Source organism: Neorhizobium galegae (genome assembly GCF_017877055.1).
Lineage (GTDB): Bacteria > Pseudomonadota > Alphaproteobacteria > Rhizobiales > Rhizobiaceae > Neorhizobium > Neorhizobium galegae_D.
In genome coordinates this window covers 271,909-293,034 of sequence record NZ_JAGIPG010000002.1, presented here as the reverse complement: position 1 = coordinate 293,034, position 21,126 = coordinate 271,909, and the positions used below count along the sequence as shown (strand labels likewise).

Below are 21,126 nucleotides of genomic sequence, written 5' to 3'. Positions count from 1 at the left end.
AAGAAACAAGGCCCGGCCATCCGAACAAGCCCGATTGCGCAGGGATGTTAACACCATTCCGTCCGGCCCGCCACGCTTTGCGGAAACGTAGCCCTTCGGCCTCGAGGACCACCGATTTGGGGTCTTGCCAGTTTCGGCTTTATTTTCATAGGAAATGAACTAGGACGAACAGTGCAGGAATCTGCTGATGGGTATGGCATGAAATTCGGAACGAGCGGTCTTCGCGGCCTTGTGACTGACCTGGAGGGGCGGGCCTCATCGCTCTACACCCAGGCCTTTGCCCGGCATCTCCTGGAAACGGGCGCTGCACGGCCCGGTGATGCCGTACTCGTCGGCCGCGATTTCCGTCCGTCAAGCCCCGGTATTGCCGCCACCTGCATCGGCGCACTCAGACGTGCCGGCCTTTCGCCGATCGACTGCGGGGCCGTGCCGACGCCGGCGCTGGCGCTCTACGGCATTCAGCTCAATGCCGCTTCGCTGATGATCACCGGTTCGCACATCCCGGCGGATCGCAACGGCATCAAGTTCTACCGGCCCGACGGGGAGATCGACAAACAGGACGAGATGCGGATCACCGCGATCGCCGCCGAACTGGACAGAAGCCAGATCGACACGGCGCCGGGCGAAGCGCCGGATCATTCGGCCGAAGCAGAAGCGCTGTTCCTCGCCCGCAATATGGCAGTGCTGCCTCCAGGCGCGCTCGCCGGCCTCAGGGTCGGCGTCTACCAGCATTCGACGGTCGCCCGCGATCTAATGGTGCGGGTTCTTGAAGACTACGGCGCAAACACCGTGCCGCTCGGCCGCTCCGAGGATTTCATTCCGGTCGATACGGAAGCGGTCGCGGCCGAGACGATCGATCTCCTCAAAGGCTGGGCGCCCGAACACGGGCTCGATGCGATCGTCTCCGCGGACGGCGACGGCGACCGGCCGCTGGTTTCCGACGAAACCGGCGAGCCGTTGCGCGGCGACCTTCTGGGCCTGATAGCGGCGAAATTCCTCGAAGCACACGTCGTCGTGACGCCGGTCACCTCCAATTCGGGCATCGAGGCGGCCGGGGGTTTCGAGGTGATCCGCACCAAGGTCGGATCGCCTTTCGTGATCGCAGGCATGCTTGCTGCACTCGAAGCCGGCAAGACGGGCGTCATGGGGTTCGAGGCGAATGGCGGGCTTCTGACGGCCTCGCCTTTCGATGCCGGCTCGGGCACCCTCTTGCCGCTTCCCACCCGCGACAGTTTCCTGCCGGTGCTGGCAACGCTTGTGCTGGCTGCGCGCGAGAAGAAGCCCCTGTCGCAAATCGCCGCCGGTTTCCGCCTGCCGTTTGCGGCGGCCGACCGGCTGGAGAATTTTCCCGTGGAAACGAGCGCCGCGCTGATGGCGCATCTCAGGCAATCCGACGACAATCTTGCCGCCTTCCTCGCGCCGATTTCGACAGTCGCCGCCAAAAGCGATATCGATGGCCTGCGGGTGACGCTCGGAGACGGTCGCATCGTGCATTTCCGGCCATCGGGCAACGCACCGGAAATGCGCTGTTATGTGGAAGCCGGGACGGAAGACGAGGCGAAGGCCCTGCTGCATGAGGGCCTGAGCCTCATCCGCGCCTGGGCTGCAAAAGGTGAACGATAATTGGACGATAACTGCCGGAGATATTGGAATGAATAGCAAGATCATCCCCGTCATCATGGCAGGCGGCAAGGGAACGCGGCTCTGGCCGCTGTCGCGCGCCAGCGCGCCGAAACAGTTCATCCAGTTCATCGGCGACAAGACGCTGTTCCAGGCGACGCTGTTGCGCGTTTCGGACCAGAAGCTCTATGAAGCCCCGGTCGTCATCACCAACGAGGATTTCCGGTTCCTGGTCGCCGAACAGGCGCGCGAACTCGGCATCAAGCTCTCCGGCATCCTCCTCGAGCCCGTCGCCCGCAACACGGCTCCGGCGGTCGCCGTCGCTGCCGCCTTCGTCGAAAGCCGGTTCGGCGAGGACGCCGTCCTGCAGGTGCTTGCCTCCGATCACGAGATCACCGCCGATGCCGGTTATTTCGATGCCATCCGGATCGCCAAAGAGACCGCCCTTTCCGGCAAGCTCGTGACCTTCGGCATTGCCCCGACTGAGCCCGCCACCGGTTATGGTTACATCGAGATCGGCGAGGCGCTGCCTTCCGGCGCCTGCAAGGTCAAGCGTTTCGTCGAGAAGCCGGTCCTGGCCGAGGCCGAGAAGATGCTGTCCACCGGCGGTTTTGCCTGGAACTCCGGCATCTTCATGTTCAAGGCCGGCCAGGTGCTGAGCGAACTCGGTAACTTCGCGCCCGAGGTCGAGGCGGCCGCCCGCGCGGCTCTTGCCAAGGCTTCAAGCGATCTCGACTTTACCCGCCTCGATGCCCAGGAATTTGCAGCAAGCCCGGATATCTCCGTCGACTACGCGCTGATGGAAAAGACCTCCAATGCGGCGGTGGTGCCCTCCTCGTTCACCTGGTCCGATCTCGGAAGCTGGGACGCCGTCTGGAAGCTCGGCGCCCGCGACGAGGCCGGCAACGTCACCTCCGGTAAGACGACGCTGATCAACACCAGGAATTCGCTAGTGATGTCGCGCACCAGCCATCTTGCTGTTCAGGGGCTGGATGGCGTCGCCGTCATCGCCAGCGAGGATGCTGTCTATATCGGCCGTCTGGAAGACAGCCAGGATGTCGGCAAGATCGTCAAGCAGCTTGCCGCAGCCAGGGCGACCGCGGCGCTGACCGAAACCCATCCGACCTCCTATCGCCCTTGGGGCGGTTATACGTCGGTGCTCAATGGCGACCGTTTCCAGGTGAAGCGGCTGTTCGTGACGCCCGGCAAGAAGCTCTCGCTGCAGAAACATCACCACCGCTCGGAGCACTGGATCTGTGTCAAGGGCACGGCCGAAGTGACGATCGGCGAGGAAACCCGGGTCGTCAGAGAAAACGAGTCCGTCTATATCCCGCAGGGTGAAGTGCATCGGCTCGCCAATCCGGGCAAGATCATGCTCGAGATGATCGAGGTGCAGACGGGTTCCTATCTCGGCGAGGACGACATCATCCGCATCGTCGACGAGTTCGGCCGCGGCTGAAGCGCTGGAGCGAGGATCGGCTCAGCCGATCTCGTGGCGGTGGTCGAGATACCATTGGACGAAGGCCTTGACGCCTTCTTCGAGCCCGATCTCCGGCTTGCGGCCGGTGAGCGCCACCAGGAGATCGGGGCTGGCGAAGGTTCTCGGCACGTCGCCCTTCTGCATCGGCAGCATCCTGCGCCTGGCCGGTTTTCCCATGATCCGTTCGATCGTCTCGACGAAGTCGATGAGACCCGAGGGCTGGCCGCCGCCGATATTGACGACGCGGAACGGCGCCTGATGGGAGAGCGTATCGATGTCCGCGACGCGATTATCCTCGCCCGGATAGACCTTGGACAGATCGATGATCGAATTCACGAGGTCGTCGATATAGGTGAAATCGCGGCTCATCTTGCCTTCGCCGTAGATTTCGATCTCGCGATCCTCGATCATCGCCTTGACGAATTTGAAGAGCGCCATGTCCGGCCGGCCCCAGGGGCCGTAGACCGTGAAGAAACGGAAGGCGGTAATCGGCATCTTGTAGAGATGGGCATAGCTGTGCGCCATCAATTCCATGGCCTTCTTGCTCGCCGCATAGAAGGTCAAAGGCTCGTCAGCCCGGTCGCTTTCGCGGAAAGGAATATCCGGATTGGCGCCGTAGACCGACGACGTCGAAGCGAGCATCAGGTGGCCGACCCCATAGTTGCGGGCAATCTCCAGAATATTCCAGGAACCGATGAGATTGGAATCGAGATAGGCCTTGGGGTTTTCGAGGCTGTAGCGCACGCCGGCCTGGGCGGCGAGGTGGATCAACACATCCGGCTTGAAGTCCTCCACCGACTTGTCGAGCAGCGACTTGTCTTCCAGCATGCCAATGACCGGGCGGAAGGCAGGGAACTGCGCTAGTCCGGCATTGCGGGCTTCCTTGAGGCGCAGGCTATAGTAGGGCGTCATCCCGTCGAAGCCCAGAACCTCGTGGCCATCCTCCAGCAGGCGTCGCGCCAAATGGAAACCAATGAAGCCTGCCGTTCCGGTGATGAAGTAACGCATGTATGACCCGCTGTCGCTCTGGGCGATCCCATAGCGCGGATATCCGGCCCTGTCATCTCAGGGGCAGAAGTTATTTGAACCGCAGGATATCAAGCCGCCCCTCAGCGGCCGCCTCTCAGTGAAAGAGCCGCAGACGCGCCGGCGGCACACCCGGCCGGCCGTTCTTGCGATCGACGGCGAACTGGATGAGGTCCATCGAGGCCTGGTCGGTCAGCGGCTTTGCCATCACGCCGAGGACACCGGAGACGCCCGCCGCCACAAGCCCCGGATTGCCGGTGATCATGATCACCACGATACCGTATTCCGCCAGCGCCTTGGCGATCTCGGGGCCAGTCTCGCCATCGGCAAGCCGTACGTCCACGAAGGCGATATCGGTGTCACGGGTATAGTTCAGCGCCACCGTCATGTCGGGTGCTATTCCGACGACGTCATGGCCGCTTCGATGGATGGCGTCCTCGATATCCATCGCGACCAGCAAACTGTCTTCGACGATCAGGAAACGATATTCCACCAGCAGATCCTCCCGGACTGAAGGAGGCAAATAGACTCCGATCGCTGGTTGGCAATAGGAGCAGCGCGTCCGATGTCGATTTTTTGATCTAGATCCCTGGCGTCAAGCCGCAGCACGGACGCTCGGCCGATTGATTTGCCGGAGCAGAGGTGGCTGCGTTGCCGGCTGTTTTTTGACAAGCGGAACATCGCTGCATCCCAGAAGACCTCCTCGCTCAAGATTTCAGACACTTACGAAAGGTGACCGGCAGACAGGAACCACTCAAAAACTGGTGGGTTAGCCCTTTGGAAGTTCAAAGAAGAGGAGAAGACCCATGAAGAAGATCATTCTGGCATCCTGCGCCATTCTCGCCGCTTCCTTCGCAACCCAGGCCGGAGCCCAGCAGGGCACCGTCAACGGCGCTGCCGGTGGAGCTATCACCGGCGCCATCGTCGGCGGTCCCGTCGGCGCCGCGGTGGGTGGGGTCGTCGGCGCCGTAGCCGGTACCGCGATCGATCCGCCACCGCGCGAAGTCGTCACTTACGTCGAGGAACAGCCCGCCCCGACCACGTCCGTGATCGTCGAACAGCCGATCGCCGTCGGCAAGCCGCTCCCGCAGAACGTCGTCGTTACCCCGGTGCCCAGCAATCCGAAATACGCCTATACGGTGGTCAACAATCAGCGCGTGATCGTCGATCCGCAGACCCACACCGTAGTGCAGGTCATCCGGTAAGCGCGGTTTAAGCCGATCGCAGACAGGCTCCGCCTACTTCCAGCGGGGCCTGTTGTCGTTTCAGCAGTCCGGTCAGACCAAGACAACCTGATCGATGCGATCTTCCTGACCGAAAAACTTGAGATAGCGTTCGACCTCGGCGGGATCTCCCGTCGCCTTGCGCGGATTGTCGGAGAGTTTCACCGCCGGGCGGCCATTCGCCTCGCTTACCTTGCAGACGATGGAGATCGGCATCAGGCCGGCGATCTCATGCGGGGCGCAACCGGCGAAATCGTTGGTCAGGTTGGTGCCCCAGCCGAAGCTCATGCGCACGCGGCCCTCGAAATGCCGGTAGGTATCGATGATCGCATCGACGTCCAGCCCGTCGGAGAAGATCAGCAGCTTTTCCTTCGGGTTGCGGCCCATCTTCTTCCACCAGGCGATGATCTTTTCGCCGCCCTCGATCGGCGGCGCGCTGTCAGGGCGGAAACCGGTCCAGTCGGCCACCCAGTCCGGCGCATCGCGCAGGAACGCAGCCGTGCCGAAAGCGTCCGGCAGGACGATCAGCAGGTTGCCCCCATAAAGGCGGTTCCAGTCCTTCAGGACCTGGTAAGGGGAGGCGCGCAGCTGCTCATCAGTCTCGGCGAGTGCCGCGGCCACCATGGGCAGTTCGTGTGCATTGGTCCCCACAGCTTCGAGATCGGAATCCATGGCGAGCAGGACGTTGCTGGTGCCGGTAAACGCCGGGCCGATGCCTTCCTTGAGCGCCTCGACGCACCAGCGCTGCCAGAGGAAACTGTGACGGCGGCGGGTGCCGAAATCGGAGATGCGCAGGCCCGGCAATGCCTGCAGCCGCTCGACCTTTTCCCACATCTTGGCCTTGGCCCGCGCGTAGAGAACGTCGAGCGTGAAGAAACCGAGCGAGCGCATCGCCGAGCGGGAGCGCAATTCGTTGATGATCGCAAGGGCGGGAATTTCCCAGAGCGTCGTTTCCATCCACTTGCCGTGGAAGGTCAGTTCGTACTGGCCATCGCGCTTCGAAAGCTCGTATTCCGGGAGCTTGTAGGTGGACAGCCAGTTCAGGAATTCGGGCTCGAAAATCTGCTTGCGGCCATAAAATGTATTACCCGCCAGCCAGATCATCTCCTTCTTCGACAGGCCGACCGTGCGGGCATGGTCGAGCTGCTCGCGCAGCGCGCCCTCGTCGATCTCCTCCGCCAGCTTGACGCTGGTCGTGCGGTTGATCAGCGAGAACGTGGCGTCCACGTCCGGATAGAGCTTCCAGATCATTTGCAGCATCAGGAGCTTGTAGAAATCCGTATCGATCAGACTGCGGATGATCGGGTCGAGCTTCCAGGTGTGATTGTAAACCCTGCTCGCGATATCGGTCTTGGTCATGCCTGCCCCTGCCCCGGCCCTTCCGGACCGGCTCCGCCGATTTCGATGCGTATGGAGGCAGCGGCTGATCAACCTCCGGGCATTTTTATCGAAAAAAATGCAGAGTAAGTCCAGACGCAATTCGGCCGCGAGAGATCGCGGCCGAAAAAATCAGGAAAGATGGATGTCAGTTGCCGGACTGCGAATTGGTTGCCGGCGGCGTGGCGGCCGGCGGTGTCGCGGGATTGGCGGTCGGCGGCGCATTCGGGTTTGCGGGCGTCGTGCTTCCGGCTGGCGGCGTGGCGGTCTGTTCGGGCGGCGGTGCGGTGCTTTGACCGTACCACTCGGCACCGGCCCAGGCGACCATTGCCAGGATGAGGCCGGCAATCAGCATCTTCAGCACCGGTGCACCCCAGCTTCCCTGGCGCGCTTCCGTGGCGGTTTCCACCACCGGCGGCGAACCGATCGGGTTCGGATGACGGGTTTCGGCTTGCTCGGGATCGAAACGAGTGTTCATGATTTCGCTCCTTGTTCGGCCGGAATGCCCGGCTCATGCACAAGAAACGGTCGGCGGATACGAATGTTCCGGCGGGAAGCTCAGTACCCCGCCCGGCGATCCACGACGTGCTGCAGGCCTTCGCCAGCCTCGTAGCGCTCCATCTGGGTCTCCGCATTGCGGAACAACGCCCTCACATCGGACGCGGAAGCAGCGTGCGGCGTGATGATGACGTTGTCCATCGTCCAGAGCGGGCTATCTGCACTGAGCGGCTCCTTCTCGAAGACATCCAGCGATGCGCCGCCGAGAACGCCCTTATCGAGCGCGGCAACAAGATCGTTCTCCACCTGGCTGCCGCCGCGCCCGGCATTGATGAAGATCGGTTTGCCCAGGGCGCCGCCCCGGCGAAGCTTTGCGAACAGCGAGGCATTGAAAATGCCGCGCGTCTCCGGTGTCAGCGGCAGGAGGCCGACCAGAATATCCGTGCGGGCGAGGAAAGCGTCGAGCTCGCCGCCGTCGAAGGTTTCGACGCCTTCGATGGTCTTTTTGCCGCGCGACCAGCCGATCACATCGAAACCCATGATCTCCAGCTTCCGGACCGAATCCAGACCGAGCACGCCAAGGCCCATGACACCCACGGTCAGGTCCTTGGCTTCCGGTTGGGAGAGCTCACGCCACCTGCGTTCCCGCTGCTGGCTGAGATAGGCGGGCACCTGCCGCAGGTGGCTCAGCGCCTGCAGCACGACCCATTCACTCATCCGCGTCGTCAGGCTTTCATCCACGAAACGGACGATCGGGATATCCGGCAGACCAGGCATGGTGAGGATATAGTCGACACCGGCCCCGCCGGAAAACAGGACCTCCAGCTTCGGCGCCCGCTGGAACAGATCCGGCTCCGGCTTCCAGATCACCGCATAGCGGGCCTCGGAAATGTCTAGGCCAGGATCGAAGGCGTGCAACACGGTGCGGCCGGTGAAGGCGCTGGCGAGTGCGGCATCGATCTCGCGGCGCTCGAATTTAAGATCGACGACGACCGTGTGTTTGGCAGGCATGGACTGATGACCTTGATCTAGTTCAGGTTTATTGACTAATGGCTTCGATTTCGACGGCTTCGAGATTGAAGGCGGCGGCCATCAGGGCACGGGTATAATCCTCTCTCGGCGCCTGGAAAATCTGGTCTGCGGGACCTTCTTCCACTACCCTGCCAAGCCGCATGACGATGACGTGGTTGGCGAGCGCCTTCACGACCTTCAGATCGTGGCTGATGAAGAGATAGGCGAGATCGTGCTTCTTCTGCAGGTCGCGCAGGAGATCGACGACCTGCGCCTGGACGGTCATGTCGAGCGCCGACGTCGGCTCGTCGAGCATCACGAAACGCGGTTTCAGGACCATGGCGCGGGCGATCGCGATGCGCTGCCGCTGGCCGCCGGAAAACTCATGCGGATAACGCCAGCGGGTCGCCGGGTCGAGGCCGACCTCGCTCAAGGCCCAGGCGACGCGCTCGTCGCGGCCATCGGCGGAGAGCGATCGCTCATGCACCTTCAGCCCCTCGGCGACGATATCGCCGACCGACATGCGGGGGCTCAGCGATCCATAGGGATCCTGGAAGACCACCTGAAGACGGTCGCGGAACGGGCGCATCTCCTTGAAGGAGAACTTGTCGATATCCGTTCCGACGAAGGCGATGCGGCCCGTGGAGGAAATGAGCCTTGCGAGCGCCAGGCCGAGCGTCGTCTTGCCGGAACCGGATTCGCCGACGACGCCGAGCGTCTCGCCGGCCCGCAGCTCGAGATCGACGCCGTCGACCGCCTTCACATGATCGACCACCTTGCGCAGGAAACCCGCCTTGATCGGAAACCAGACACGGATGTCCTTGCCTTCCATCACCACCGGCTTCGAGGGATCGGCCGGCGGCGGCTCGCCGCGCGGTTCGGAGGCGAGCAGATGGCGCGTATAGGCGTGTTGCGGGTTGGTGAAGACCTCCTCTACCGTGCCGGTCTCGACGATCTTGCCCTTGGTCATGACGCAGACGCGATCGGCGAACTTGCGGACGATGCCGAGGTCATGGGTGATGAACAGCATGGACATGCCGTGCTCGCCCTTCAGGCCACGCAGGAGGTCCAGAATCTGGGCCTGCACGGTGACGTCGAGCGCCGTGGTCGGTTCGTCGGCGATCAGCAGCTTCGGGCGGTTGGCAAGCGCCATGGCGATCATCACGCGCTGGCGCTGGCCGCCGGACAGTTCGTGCGGATAGGCTTTCAACCGCTTTTCCGGCTCGCGTATGCCGACCTGGTTCAGGAGTTCGAGCGTGCGGATACGCACTGCCTGGCCGTTGATTCCGTGATGAAGCTCAAGGATTTCACCGATCTGCTTTTCGATCGAATGAAGCGGATTGAGCGAGGTCATCGGCTCCTGGAAGATCATCGTAACGTCGTTGCCGCGCACGCGGCGCAGTTCCGGCTCGGACGCCTTCAACATGTCCTTTCCGTCGAACAGGATCTCGCCGGAGGGGTGGCTGGCGGACGGATAGGGCAGCAGCTTGAGGATGGAATTGGCCGTCACCGACTTGCCGGACCCGGATTCCCCCACCAGCGCCATCACCTCGCCGGGATGGATGTCGAACGAGACCTTATCGACGGCAATCGACGTGTCGCCCCCCTGGTGGAAGGCGACGGAGAGATCGCGAACGGAAAGAAGCGGCTCTGTCATCGGCTCACCCGAACGTCTTTCTGGGATCGAAGGCATCGCGCACTGCCTCGCCGATAAAGATCAGCAGCGACAGCATGATCGACATGGTGAAGAAGGCGGTGAAGCCGAGCCAGGGCGCCTGCAGGTTGTTCTTTCCCTGCGAGATCATCTCGCCGAGAGACGGAGAGCCTGCCGGCAGGCCGAAGCCCAGGAAGTCGAGCGAGGTCAGCGTGGCGATCGAGCCCGACAGGATGAAGGGTAGGAAGGTCAGCGTCGCGACCATGGCGTTCGGCAGCAGGTGCCGGGACATGATCGTCCAGTTGCCGACGCCGAGCGCGCGGGCGGCGCGGACATATTCGAAATTGCGGGCCCGCAGAAATTCGGCGCGCACCACCCCGACGAAGCCGACCCAGGAGAACAGCAGCAGGATACCGAGCAGGATGAAGAATCCCGGCGGCAGGATCGAGGCGATAATCAGCAAGATGTAGAGAACCGGCATGGACGACCAGATCTCGATGAACCGCTGCATCAAGAGATCCGTCCATCCGCCGAAATAACCCTGCACCGCGCCGGCCGTCACACCGATCACCGCCGAGCAGATCGTTAGCACCAGGCCGAACAGGACCGAGATGCGGAAGCCGTAGATCATGCGGGCGGTCACGTCGCGGGCCTGGTCGTCGGTGCCGAGCCAGTTCAGGTTGCCGAGGGTGCAGTTCGGGTCCTGATCCTTCTGCGGATAAGCGGCGCAGCGATCCGCCTTTTCCATCAGCCAGAAGGGTTCGGTCGGCGCCGAATGGGGGATGTTGGAATTGACCGTCTGGTAGGAATAGCGGATCGGCGGCCAGACCATCCAGCCGTTTGCCTGGATTTCCTGCTGGATGTAGTCGGAGCGGTAATCGGTCGTTGCCAGGAAGCCGCCGAACTTCTCTTCCGGATAATCCACCAGGACCGGATAGAGGATCTCGCCCTTGTAGGAAGCGACGATCGGCCGGTCGTTGGCGATGAATTCCGCAAACAGGCTGAGCACGAAAAGGATCATGAACAGCCAGAACGACCAGTAACCCCGCTTGTTGGCGCGGAAATTGGCAAGCCGGCGGCGGTTGGTCGGCGAGATCCAGGGCCGCTTCTGCGGCGGTGCCGTCTGCACGGAAGTCTTTGCGGCGGTCGCCTCCATCAGACATCCCTCCGCTCGAAATCGATGCGCGGATCGATCCAGGTATAGATCAGGTCGGAAATCAGGCTGACGAACAGGCCCATCAGCGAGAAGATGTAGAGCGTGCCGAAGACGATCGGGTAATCGCGGTTGACGATGGCGAGGTAACCGAGGCGCCCCAGCCCATCCAGCGAAAAGATGTTCTCGATCAGCAGCGAACCGGTGAAGAAGGCGGAGATGAAGGCGCCCGGAAAGCCGGCGATGACGATCAGCATGGCATTGCGGAAGACGTGGCCGTAAAGAACCTGCCGCTCGTTCAGGCCCTTAGCGCGGGCGGTCGTCACGTACTGTTTCTTGATCTCGTCGATGAACGAGTTCTTGGTCAAAAGCGTGGTGGTGGCGAAGGCCGACAGCGACATGGCGATCAGCGGCAATGTCAGGTGCCAGAAATAGTCGATGATCTTCTCCCACCAGGAAAGTTCGGAAAAATTATCCGAAACCAAGCCGCGCAAGGGGAACCAGTCGAAGAAGGAGCCGCCGGCGAAAAGCACGATCAGCAGGATGCCGAACAGGAAGCTCGGCACCGCATAACCGATGATGATCACCCCGGAGGTCCAGACGTCGAAAGTCGAGCCGTCCTTGACGGCCTTGCGGATACCCAAGGGAATCGAGATCAGATAGGAGACGATCAGGATCCAGAAACCGAGCGAGATCGACACCGGCATCTTGTCGATGATCAGATCGAGGACCGAGGTATTGCGGAAGAAGCTCTCGCCGAAATCGAAGCGGATGTAGTTCCACATCATGTCGAGGAACCGCGTTACCGGCGGCTTGTCGAAACCGAACTGCTTCTCCAGCTTGGCGATGAACTCCGGGTCAAGGCCCTGGGCGCCGCGGTAACGGCTTTCCTCGCCTCCGCCCTGTTGCGGGAGCATGTCGCCGCCACCGCCGGAAAGCCGGTCGCCGGTATCCTGGCCCTGGATCTGAGCGATCACCTGCTCGACAGGGCCGCCCGGCGCGAACTGCACGACGAGGAAGGAGATTGCCATGATACCGACGATCGTCGGTATCATCAGCAGAAGACGGCGGAGAATATAGGCGCCCATCAGAGCTCCCTGCCCGCGGCCACGGGGCTTGTCTCACCGCATATCCCAATGCCGATCAAATGGCTCTTTCCTCTTTTCCGGTGCGAATCATGCGGGTTCATTTGGAACAGGTGCCGGTCGGCGGCGCAAGTCCGCGCTTATTGCGTTATTTCGCAGGGTTTCTGGCCGACCAGGTCTCCGGGAAACCGATGCTGTATTCCGGAAGTCTCTGCGGATGCGTGATGCGGTTCCAGTAGGCGATCCTTGCTTCGCCGGAATAGAACATCGGGACCACATAGTGGTTGGCGAGCAGCACGCGGTCCATCGCCTTGACGGCGGCCACCTGGTCCTCCCGGTTCTGAGCAAAGGTGATCATGTTGATGAGCTGATCCACTGCCGGATCGGCAATGCCGGCATAGTTGCGTGATCCGGGCCGGTTGACGGATGCCGATCCCCAGTAGTCCGCCTGCTCGTTGCCGGGATTCATGGTCTGCGCCCACACCCCGTACATCATGTCGTAGTCGAAGCTGCGGATGCGATTGATGTATTGCGACGCGTCGACTATCCGGAGCCGGGCGTCGATGCCGATTTTCTTCAGACTCGTCACATAGGGCATCACGGTGCGTTCCTGCGACTGGCTGCTCAAGAGAATTTCGAAGCCCAGGGGTTGCCCGGTCTTGGCATTGACCATCCGGTTGCCCTTCAGCTCCCAGCCGGCCTCCTTCAGCAGGCTGATGGCCGTGCGCAGGTTATCCCGCACCTTGTTCGGGTCGCCGCCGACGGGATTGGTGTACGGAGTGGTGAACACCCTCGCCGGAACCTTATCCTTCAATCCGTTGAGGATCTCCAGCTCTTTTCCCTGCGGCAGGCCGGAGGACGCAAGCTCGGTGCCCCAGAAGAAGCTGTCGACCCGCTTCAGGCCGCCATAGGCAAGGTTCTTGTTGAGATCCTCGAAGTCGTAAGCATAGTTCAGCGCTTCGCGAACCCGCGCGTCCTTGAAGATGTCACGCCGCATGTTCGGCACGAAAGCCTGCATGACGCCGACGGCCTTGAAGGGATTGGTCAGCGCTTCCTTGGTTACCCGCCCGTCCTTCACCGCATCGAAATCATAACGCGTGACCCAGCGGCTTGAACTGTTTTCCTGGCGATAGTCGATCGTGCCTGCCCGGAACGCCTCGAATTCCACGTCGGCATCCGAAAAATAGGTATAGCTGATCGTCCGGAAGTTATGTTGGCCGAGATTGATCGGCAGGTTCTTACCCCAATAGTCGTCGCGCAGTTCGTAGCGGATGGTGGAGCCGGGCTGAACGGCGCCGATCTTGTAAGGACCGGACCCAATCGGCGGCTCCAGGGTGGTGCGGGAAATATCGCGCTGGTTGCCCTGCGCGTCCTTGCCTTCCCACCAGTGCTTCGGCAGGACCGGAAAATCGCCGACGATCGAGGGCAGTTCGCGGTTGTTCTTTTCGTCGAAGCGGAAGGTCACTTCGCGATCGCCGGTCTTTTCAGCAGCCGTGACGTGCCGATAGTAGCCGGAATAGAGGGCACTGTGCTCCTTCAGCTTCGCCAGGCTGAAGATCACGTCCTCCGGAGTGACCGGCTGGCCGTCCGCCCATTTCGCCTCCTGCCGCAACCGGAACGTCACCGAAGACACGTCGTCGGGATAGGACACGGCCTCTGCCAAAAGGCCGTAAGTACCGAAAACTTCGTCCTCCGACCGTTTCATGAGCGTGTCGTAGATCAGGCTGACACCCGAAGCCACGGCGCCCCGGTCGATCACCAGATTGAGATTGTCGAACGTGCCTTCGTCGCCGAGGCGCAGTTCGCCGGCCTTCGGCGCATTCAGATCGACATAGGGGAGTTGCTTGAAGTCTTCCGGCAGCTTGAGGTCACCGACAACGGCCATGCCATGCCGCCATTTCGGTTCCTGGGCTGTCGCCGCCGATGTCCCGAGAGACACCGCAGTGAGAGCGATCGCGAAAGCTACCTTCAGGCGGGCCAAGAGCATGCATTACCCCATGTAAGTTTCTTTGTTGCGGTGAAGCATAGGACAAAAGGCGGCGAAAAACAGGAGTGCCCTGCTCACATCCGTTTTATCCGGCGTTTATCTTTCGGAAATCGGCAGGGTTTCCACCATCTCCATTTCACCAAAATCCTGTTTCACGGTAGATTCGAGGCGATTAGGTGATTTGCGGCGGATGGGCATGAGATCGATTTCGGGTACAATTTTGCAGCTGGCGGTGACCGCTTTCCTTTGCGGCGCCTTCACAGGGCCGGTGGCGGCGCAGGAAGGCACGCCGGCGAAACAGCTTTTCGGTACAGTGAAGCTCCCCAGCAAGGCGGAGGCGGAACCGCTCGGTTTCTATGCGAAGGGCTGCATGTCCGGTGCCGTGGCGTTGCCGACCGACGGACCGACCTGGCAGGCGATGCGCCTCTCGCGCAACCGCCGCTGGGGCAATCCCGAAATGATCGCACTGCTCGAACGGTTCTCCGGCGATGCCGCAAGGCTCGGCTGGGGTTCCGGCATCCTGGTCGGCGACATTTCCCAGCCGCGCGGCGGCCCGATGATCACAGGCCATGCCTCGCACCAGATCGGCCTCGACGCCGATATCTGGTTCACGCCGAAGCCCGCCCAGCCTCTGAGTGCGCAGCAACGCGAAAGCCTGCCGTTCACCTCCATGCTCGACAAGAGCAAATTCCTGACCGTCGATCCCAGCCGCTGGACCAGCACCCACGCCAAGGTCGTCATGCAGGCGGCGAGCTATCCGCAGGTGGAGCGGGTCTTCGTAAACCCGGCCATCAAGAAGAAGCTTTGCGAGACCTGGACGGGTGATCGAAGCCTGCTTGGCAAGGTGCGGCCGATCTACGGCCATGACGAACATTTCCATATCCGCATCCACTGCCCCGCCGGCGCTGCGAGCTGTCAGAGCCAGGCGCCGGTCGCCAAGGGCGACGGCTGTGACAATTCCCTTGCCTGGTGGTTCAGCAAGGAGCCGTGGGCGCCGCCGCCCAAGCCGGACCCGAACAAGAAGCCGGTCAAGCCTCGCCAGGTCATGCTCTCTGACCTGCCGAAAGCCTGCGCAGCCGTGCTTGCCGCCCCCTCGCGCCCCGAAGACGACGCGACCTTCGGCGGCAGCGCCGTGGCTTACACGGCTCAGCCTGCCGCGTCGGCACCGGCAAAGACTATCGAGGCGATCGTCAACGATCCGCCGCCGGCTTCCGATGACATGCCGATCCCGACGCCACGTCCGCTGCAATAGTTCCGGATAAGGCCGGCAATCGAAACCGCCGGTCTTGCCGCCACCTTTCCAAGAACGAAAGGGCACGCTAGAACGCGTCACAAATCGATTGAATATCGTTCTGGCGAGGATACCCAATCATGTCGGCCAAGCCCTGCATCGCGCTGATCGCGCACGACCAGAAGAAGGACGACATGGCGGATTTTGCCCGCCATCACCAGGTGGCGCTTTCGCGATTCCGCATCGTCGCCACCGGCACGACTGGCGGCCGGGTTCAGGATGCCTGCCCCGGCCTCGAAGTGACGCGGCTGAAGAGCGGCCCGCTCGGCGGCGACCAACAGATCGGCGCGATGATCGCTACCGGTGAGGTCGACATGCTTATCTTCTTCATCGATCCCTTGAGCGCGCTTCCCCACGATGTCGACGTCAAGGCGCTGACCCGGCTTGCAACGGTCTATGACATACCGATGGCGCTCAACCGCGCTACAGCCGAGAAACTCATCGACTTTCAGAAGGACTAAGCTTCCCGATGGCCGATACCATGAAGACCGACAAGCTGCCCTTTCCGATCCTGATCGGCGATATCGGCGGCACCAACGCCCGCTTCTCCATCCTTCTCGACGCCTACGCGGAACCGAAGCCGTTCCCAAACGTGCGCACCGCCGACTATGCGACGATCGACGACGCTATCCAGAAGATCGTGCTCGACACGAGTTCGGTGCAGCCGCGATCGGCGATCCTTGCCATCGCCGGGCCGATCGATGGCGACGAGATCGATCTGACCAATTGCGACTGGGTGGTGCGGCCGAAAGGCATGATCGCCGATCTCGGCTTCGAGGACGTGCTGGTCGTCAACGATTTCGAAGCCCAGGCGCTTGCCGTCGCGGCCATGCCCGACGAATACCGCGAGACGCTTGGGCCCAACAACGAGCCGCATATGGCGTCGCGCGTGGTGCTCGGTCCTGGCACCGGGCTTGGCGTCGCCGGCCTCGTCTATGCCCGGCACATGTGGTTTCCGGTTCCCGGCGAAGGCGGACACGTGGATGTCGGCCCGCGCTCGGAACGGGATTTCGAGATCTTTCCGCACCTCAAGCGCATCGAGGGCCGCGTTTCTGCGGAAGAAATCCTGAGCGGACGCGGCGTCGTCAACATCTACCAGGCCGTCTGCGCGGCCGACGGTCTGCAGCCAGCGTTTTCCGATCCGGCGGATATCACGGCCCACGGCCTGAACCGTTCGAATTCCCAGGCCGTCGAAACGCTTTCGCTATTTGCCACCTATCTCGGCCGGGTCGCCGGCGACATGGCGCTGATATTCATGGCGCGCGGCGGCGTCTATCTCGCCGGCGGCATCTCGCAAAAGATCGTTCCGGCGCTGAAAGGCCCGGAATTTCGCGCCGCCTTCGAGGACAAGGCGCCGCATACGGAGCTGATGGGCACGATCCCCACTTTCGTGGTGACCCATCCGCAGGCGGCGCTCGCCGGGCTCGCAAGCTTTGCCCGCACGCCTTCCGCCTACGGCCTTTCGATGGATGGCCGCCGCTGGCAACGCTAGTGGGGACCGATATCCTCGTCGCGGGCAACGCCCGTTTTCCTGGAGACGGCATGCAAGAGATGCTTGCGCGGTGCGGAAGCGGCCTTTACGCTCGCCGCCACAAGCTGTAACCCGCTCAAAAAGATCGACCGACGAAGCAAGGACTGCACCGAGCATGACCGCAAATGACATGAAACTCGTGGTGGTTGGTGCTGCGGGCCGGATGGGCCAGGCCATGATCCGGGTCATCCATGAAACAGCAGGCGTGACGCTGCACGCGGCCGTTCAGCGCGAAGGTTCGCCGTTCGTCGGCAAGGACGCCGGCGAGCTTGCGGGTGTCGGGACTCTTGGCGTTCCGGTAACCTCCGATCCGCTGAAGGCTTTTCTCGATGCCGACGGTGTGCTCGATTTCACCACGCCCGCGGCCAGCGTCGCGTTCTCGGTCCTTGCCGCGCAGGCGCGCATCGTCCACGTGGTCGGTACGACCGGCTGCTCGGTCGATGACGAGGAAAAGTTCAAAGCGGCCGGCCGTCACGCGCGCGTCGTCAAGTCCGGAAATATGAGCCTCGGCGTCAACCTGCTCGGCGTGCTCGTCGCGCAGGCGGCAAAGGCTTTGCCCGCTGCCGGTTGGGATATCGAGATCCTCGAAATGCATCACAAGCACAAGGTCGATGCGCCATCCGGCACGGCGCTGCTGCTCGGTGAAGCCGCAGCGCAGGGCCGCGGCATCGATCTCGCAAGCCAGTCCGTTCGTGTGCGCGACGGCCATACGGGCGCCCGACCGGCCGGCACGATCGGGTTTGCGACGCTGCGCGGCGGCTCGGTCGTTGGCGACCATTCCGTCGTGCTTGCCGGCGAAGGCGAACTGGTGACGCTCTCGCACAGCGCCCGCGACCGCTCGATCTTCGCCCGCGGCGCAGTTGCCGCGGCGCTCTGGGCGCGCGACAAGAAGCCCGGCCACTATTCCATGCTCGACGTGCTCGGGCTTTCCTGAAAATCTCCCCGGAGGAAATCATCTCATGAGCGGAACTCTCGTCCTCGTTCGCCACGGCCAGAGCGACTGGAATCTCAAGAACCTCTTCACCGGCTGGCGCGACCCGGATCTGACGCCGCTCGGCATTCAGGAAGCCGAGGCTGGCGGCGAAGCGCTTGCCGCAACCGGCATAAAATTCGACATCGCCTTCACCTCGGTGTTGAAGCGCGCCCAGGACACGTTGAAGATCGTTCTCGACAAGGTGGGCCAGCCGGATCTCGAGACGATCCGCGACCAGGCCCTCAACGAGCGCGACTACGGCGATCTATCAGGCCTCAACAAGGATGATGCGCGCGCCAAATGGGGCGAGGAACAGGTGCATATCTGGCGCCGCTCCTATGACGTTCCGCCGCCTGGCGGCGAGAGCCTGCGCGATACCGGCGCCCGCGTCTGGCCCTATTACATGACGGAAATCCTGCCGCGCGTGCTGCGTGGCGAAAAGGTCCTCGTCGCCGCGCACGGCAATTCGCTTCGCTCGCTGGTGATGGTTCTCGACCGCCTGAGCAAGGAGGAAATCCTGAAGCTCAATCTCGCGACCGGCGTGCCGATGGTCTACACGCTGAAGGCGGACTCGACCGTGGCGTCGAAGGACGTTCTCGGCGACATGTCCGGCGCGCATTGAGCGCCGGACACAATCAGGTCCGCTTTTGGGATTTCAGCGAAGCCAGCATTTCCCGGCGGAGGATCGCATTCATGCGGGCCTGATACCCTTTGCCCTGCGACTTGAGCCAGTCCACCACATCGGCATCCACCCGGGCCGTGATCTGCTGTTTCAGGGGGCGATAGAATCGTCCCCTCCCCGCATTCTGCAGTTGTTCGTCGGTCCAGCCTGGAACGTCACGATAATCTATCTGCTCATCCGGAAGCTCCGACAGAGCCGCCAGCTCGGCTTTCTGCTTGTCGGTCAGAGGCGGCAGACTATTCTTGTCGACCTCGTACCGAACCATATCAGCGCTCTTCTTCATAACGTCGTCTTTCGGATCGGCTTTTCGGGCGGAAATGATCCGGATCACTTCGTAAGCTTGCCCGTCGTCCTCTTCGTCCTCGTAGATCGTGTGAGCAACGAGCAAAATTGCGAGACCGTCAACAGAACCCAACGCCTGCAACGCTGCTCACCACCTTCGATACGATCCTGCTCGATCAGGACGAAAGGGTCGGCGAAAACACGCGCAGCGATCTCGAAGCTGACGCCGTGTTTCTTGATATTCGCCGCCGCCTTTGCGCGATCCTATTCGAAACGCATCAGGTTCATTGCAAAAATATAATTATGATTTTGCAATTACGCAAGCGAAGCCCGCGAACTCAATTCTCGATCGTGAACTGCACCATGTCGGCCGGAAAGCGGCTAACGGCGTATTGCACCGGCACGCCGTCCGGATCTGTGTTCAGCGCGCGGGCAACGAGGATGATGGCTCCCGGCGATAGCTGCAGGTCGGCGAGATCCGCTCCGTCCGCGTGGGTTGCGGTCACCTCCGTCGAAACACGCAGATAGTCCGAAAGGCCGAGCATCCGGAATGCCACGGTGATCGAGCCGCTTTTGCTGTAGGCTTCCTCGATGCCGTCGAAACGGTCGGCCGGAAACCAGGTGGTCGAGCGGGAGACCGGGCGGTGATCCGCTTTCCGCAGCGTTTCCAGGCGGATCACCGTGGCGCCTTCAGGAATGCGCAGCCGCGCCGACAGGTCGGCAGACGCCGGTTCCTGCGCCGAATGAAGCAGCAGGCCTTCCTTTTCCCGCGCCTGATCGCCGATGCCCTCGCTGAACCGGGTCCGCCGCGTGATCGGGAAGTTCAGCCGTTCCTTGCGCTCGATCAGCGTGCCGCGCCCCTGGACCGAACGGACGATACCCTCCTGAGCGAGGGCGGCAAGCGCGCTCCTCACCGTATGTCGGTTGACGCCGAACTGTGCGGCGAGGGTGAATTCCGGCGGCACCTTGCCGGTCGCGTCATAATCGCCATTGGCGATCGAGGCGCGAATGCGGTCGGCGATCTGTCGCCATAGTGCCACGCCGTTTTGACGGTGAACGTTTGTCTGCCCCGTATCCATGTCACACGCTTGTTATATCCAGAAGTTAGTAGTACATATAACTTGTATGGTTGTCTATATCAATAGACATTTAGGAGCTTGGCAAATGGACCTGGCGAAACAAATCGAGCCGAATGCAGAAATCGCCGCGCGACGCCGCGCCGCTGGGCTGCTTGCGCGCGCGACGACGAACGACCTGCGTGCCGCCTGGGAGAAGCTTCCGACCAAACCGGAGGTCAGGCCGGTGCGTGGGCCCGAGACCGGACTGGTGATGGTGCGCGGCCGCATCGGCGGCGGTGGCGCACCCTTCAATCTCGGGGAGGCGACGGTGACGCGTGCGACGGTGCTCCTGGCATCCGGTACCGCCGGGCATGCGCAGGCGCTCGGCACCGCGAAGGACAATGTCCGGCTCGCAGCCGTCTTCGACGCACTCTGGCAGGAGGCGGGCACGCGCGATTTCGTGGAGGCCGCGTTGCTCGACCGGATCGAGCAGCGCATCGCAGCGGAAGATAAACAGAAGGCGGAGGAGACGGCCGCAACCCGCGTCGATTTCTTCACCATGGTACGGGGGGACGACTGATGAACATCAAGACGCAAGCGCTTTCCGGCGGGTTCAGAGAGCCGGTCTTCGAATCCCAGGACGTGTTCCGCATGCTCATGGACAGCATGGCCCGTCCCGGAACCATCCGTACCGTCGGACCGGATGTCGGCCAGCCGGAACCGCTTGGAGGAGCGGCCGGGGCGATCGCCGTGACCCTCTGCGACCATGAAACGCCCGTATGGCTGAGTGCGGGCCTTTTCAAATCGGCCGTCGGCGAATGGATCGGCTTCCACACCGGCGCGCCGATCACCCGCGAAAAGGCCGAGGCCCGCTTAGCTTTCGTGGAGGCCGGCGCAACGCTCGCGTCGTTCGGCCTGTTCTCGGCCGGTACTCAGGAATATCCCGACCGCTCGACGACGTTGGTGATCGAGGTCGCGGCACTTGGCGAAGGCCTGCCGCTGACGCTGACCGGTCCTGGCATTCCGCACGCGAGCGCCGTCATGGTGAAGGGCCTGCCGGAAGTCTTTCCGCGGCTCTGGGCCGACAACCGGGCGCTCTTCCCGCGCGGCGTCGATGTCATCCTGACGGCCGGCAAAAACCTGTTGTGCCTGCCGCGGACCGTACGCATCGCCACCCAATGAACAGTCGACCGAC

At 62.3% G+C, this 21,126-nt stretch carries 22 protein-coding genes; 10 read left to right on the top strand and 12 right to left on the bottom strand.

Annotated elements, in window-relative coordinates; genetic code table 11:
• Window positions 1–198: 198 nt before the first annotated feature.
• Together J2857_RS11675 and J2857_RS11670 are read left to right on the top strand one after the other, a co-directional pair.
• Window positions 199–1,623 (top strand): phosphomannomutase, encoded by a 1,425-nt coding sequence (locus tag J2857_RS11675; RefSeq protein WP_210010358.1) that lies wholly within the window; start codon window positions 199–201, stop codon window positions 1,621–1,623.
• Window positions 1,624–1,651: 28 nt separating this feature from the next.
• Window positions 1,652–3,079 carry a mannose-1-phosphate guanylyltransferase/mannose-6-phosphate isomerase gene (locus tag J2857_RS11670; RefSeq protein WP_210010357.1) on the top strand — a complete coding sequence of 476 codons (1,428 nt, stop codon included), beginning with the start codon at window positions 1,652–1,654 and terminating at the stop codon, window positions 3,077–3,079.
• A gap of 21 nt (window positions 3,080–3,100) precedes the next feature.
• Here the strand turns inward: J2857_RS11670 and J2857_RS11665 are convergent, their stop codons facing one another.
• Both J2857_RS11665 and J2857_RS11660 read right to left on the bottom strand, forming a co-directional pair.
• Window positions 3,101–4,108, bottom strand: a complete 1,008-nt coding sequence (locus J2857_RS11665; RefSeq protein ID WP_210010356.1) for an NAD-dependent epimerase/dehydratase family protein — start codon at window positions 4,106–4,108, stop codon at window positions 3,101–3,103.
• A 115-nt stretch (window positions 4,109–4,223) separates the two neighbouring features.
• On the bottom strand, window positions 4,224–4,649 hold the full coding sequence (locus J2857_RS11660) for a response regulator (protein WP_245363300.1): 426 nt from the start codon (window positions 4,647–4,649) through the stop codon (window positions 4,224–4,226).
• Window positions 4,650–4,932: 283 nt separating this feature from the next.
• On the opposite strand from J2857_RS11660, the gene J2857_RS11655 reads away from it, so the two are divergent.
• On the top strand, window positions 4,933–5,331 hold the full coding sequence (locus tag J2857_RS11655) for a DUF1236 domain-containing protein (RefSeq protein ID WP_210010355.1): 399 nt from the start codon (window positions 4,933–4,935) through the stop codon (window positions 5,329–5,331).
• 72 nt (window positions 5,332–5,403) lie between these two features.
• Here J2857_RS11655 and pncB read toward each other — a convergent pair whose 3' ends face one another.
• The 7 genes from pncB to J2857_RS11620 form a co-directional block, all read right to left on the bottom strand.
• Entirely contained in the window at window positions 5,404–6,708 is a 1,305-nt protein-coding gene (gene pncB, locus J2857_RS11650) for a nicotinate phosphoribosyltransferase (protein WP_210010354.1), read from the bottom strand.
• A gap of 166 nt (window positions 6,709–6,874) precedes the next feature.
• Window positions 6,875–7,204, bottom strand: coding sequence for a hypothetical protein (locus J2857_RS11645; RefSeq protein ID WP_210010353.1), 330 nt, complete (start codon window positions 7,202–7,204; stop codon window positions 6,875–6,877).
• Window positions 7,205–7,284: 80 nt separating this feature from the next.
• Entirely contained in the window at window positions 7,285–8,235 is a 951-nt protein-coding gene (locus J2857_RS11640; protein WP_210010352.1) for a 2-hydroxyacid dehydrogenase, read from the bottom strand.
• A gap of 28 nt (window positions 8,236–8,263) precedes the next feature.
• Window positions 8,264–9,892, bottom strand: coding sequence for an ABC transporter ATP-binding protein (locus tag J2857_RS11635; RefSeq protein ID WP_210010351.1), 1,629 nt, complete (start codon window positions 9,890–9,892; stop codon window positions 8,264–8,266).
• A 4-nt stretch (window positions 9,893–9,896) separates the two neighbouring features.
• On the bottom strand, window positions 9,897–11,045 hold the full coding sequence (locus tag J2857_RS11630; RefSeq protein ID WP_210010350.1) for an ABC transporter permease: 1,149 nt from the start codon (window positions 11,043–11,045) through the stop codon (window positions 9,897–9,899).
• Window positions 11,045–12,130 (bottom strand): microcin C ABC transporter permease YejB, encoded by a 1,086-nt coding sequence (locus J2857_RS11625; RefSeq protein WP_210010349.1) that lies wholly within the window; start codon window positions 12,128–12,130, stop codon window positions 11,045–11,047. The genes J2857_RS11630 and J2857_RS11625 overlap by 1 nt, the downstream gene beginning before the upstream one ends.
• A 145-nt stretch (window positions 12,131–12,275) precedes the next feature.
• Window positions 12,276–14,114, bottom strand: a complete 1,839-nt coding sequence (locus tag J2857_RS11620) for an extracellular solute-binding protein (protein ID WP_210010348.1) — start codon at window positions 14,112–14,114, stop codon at window positions 12,276–12,278.
• A 196-nt stretch (window positions 14,115–14,310) separates the two neighbouring features.
• On the opposite strand from J2857_RS11620, the gene mepA reads away from it, so the two are divergent.
• The 5 genes from mepA (at window position 14,311) to J2857_RS11595 (ending at window position 18,531) form a co-directional block, all read left to right on the top strand.
• Entirely contained in the window at window positions 14,311–15,366 is a 1,056-nt protein-coding gene (gene mepA / locus J2857_RS11615; protein ID WP_210010347.1) for a penicillin-insensitive murein endopeptidase, read from the top strand.
• Window positions 15,367–15,485: 119 nt separating this feature from the next.
• On the top strand, window positions 15,486–15,866 hold the full coding sequence (locus J2857_RS11610) for a methylglyoxal synthase (protein WP_210010346.1): 381 nt from the start codon (window positions 15,486–15,488) through the stop codon (window positions 15,864–15,866).
• A gap of 8 nt (window positions 15,867–15,874) precedes the next feature.
• Window positions 15,875–16,897 carry a glucokinase gene (locus J2857_RS11605; protein ID WP_210010345.1) on the top strand — a complete coding sequence of 341 codons (1,023 nt, stop codon included), beginning with the start codon at window positions 15,875–15,877 and terminating at the stop codon, window positions 16,895–16,897.
• 154 nt (window positions 16,898–17,051) lie between these two features.
• Window positions 17,052–17,870 (top strand): 4-hydroxy-tetrahydrodipicolinate reductase, encoded by an 819-nt coding sequence (gene dapB, locus J2857_RS11600; RefSeq protein WP_210010344.1) that lies wholly within the window; start codon window positions 17,052–17,054, stop codon window positions 17,868–17,870.
• Between the two features lie 25 nt (window positions 17,871–17,895).
• Window positions 17,896–18,531 (top strand): 2,3-bisphosphoglycerate-dependent phosphoglycerate mutase, encoded by a 636-nt coding sequence (locus J2857_RS11595; protein WP_210010343.1) that lies wholly within the window; start codon window positions 17,896–17,898, stop codon window positions 18,529–18,531.
• A 13-nt stretch (window positions 18,532–18,544) separates the two neighbouring features.
• On the opposite strand, the gene J2857_RS11590 is transcribed toward J2857_RS11595, so the two are convergent.
• The 3 genes from J2857_RS11590 to phnF all read right to left on the bottom strand — a co-directional run bounded on the left by J2857_RS11590 (window position 18,545) and on the right by phnF (window position 19,952).
• Window positions 18,545–19,006, bottom strand: coding sequence for a BrnA antitoxin family protein (locus J2857_RS11590; RefSeq protein ID WP_432420163.1), 462 nt, complete (start codon window positions 19,004–19,006; stop codon window positions 18,545–18,547).
• A complete protein-coding gene (locus tag J2857_RS31390; protein WP_432420162.1) occupies window positions 18,919–19,113 on the bottom strand; it encodes a BrnT family toxin in 195 nt (64 codons plus the stop codon). Before J2857_RS31390 ends, J2857_RS11590 begins: the two co-directional genes overlap by 88 nt.
• A 98-nt stretch (window positions 19,114–19,211) precedes the next feature.
• A complete protein-coding gene (phnF, locus tag J2857_RS11580) occupies window positions 19,212–19,952 on the bottom strand; it encodes a phosphonate metabolism transcriptional regulator PhnF (protein ID WP_210010341.1) in 741 nt (246 codons plus the stop codon).
• 85 nt (window positions 19,953–20,037) lie between these two features.
• Here phnF and phnG point away from each other — a divergent pair, with 85 nt between their 5' ends.
• A complete protein-coding gene (gene phnG, locus J2857_RS11575; protein ID WP_210010340.1) occupies window positions 20,038–20,511 on the top strand; it encodes a phosphonate C-P lyase system protein PhnG in 474 nt (157 codons plus the stop codon).
• A complete protein-coding gene (gene phnH, locus J2857_RS11570) occupies window positions 20,511–21,113 on the top strand; it encodes a phosphonate C-P lyase system protein PhnH (RefSeq protein WP_210010339.1) in 603 nt (200 codons plus the stop codon). The genes phnG and phnH overlap by 1 nt, the downstream gene beginning before the upstream one ends.
• Window positions 21,114–21,126: the final 13 nt, after the last annotated feature.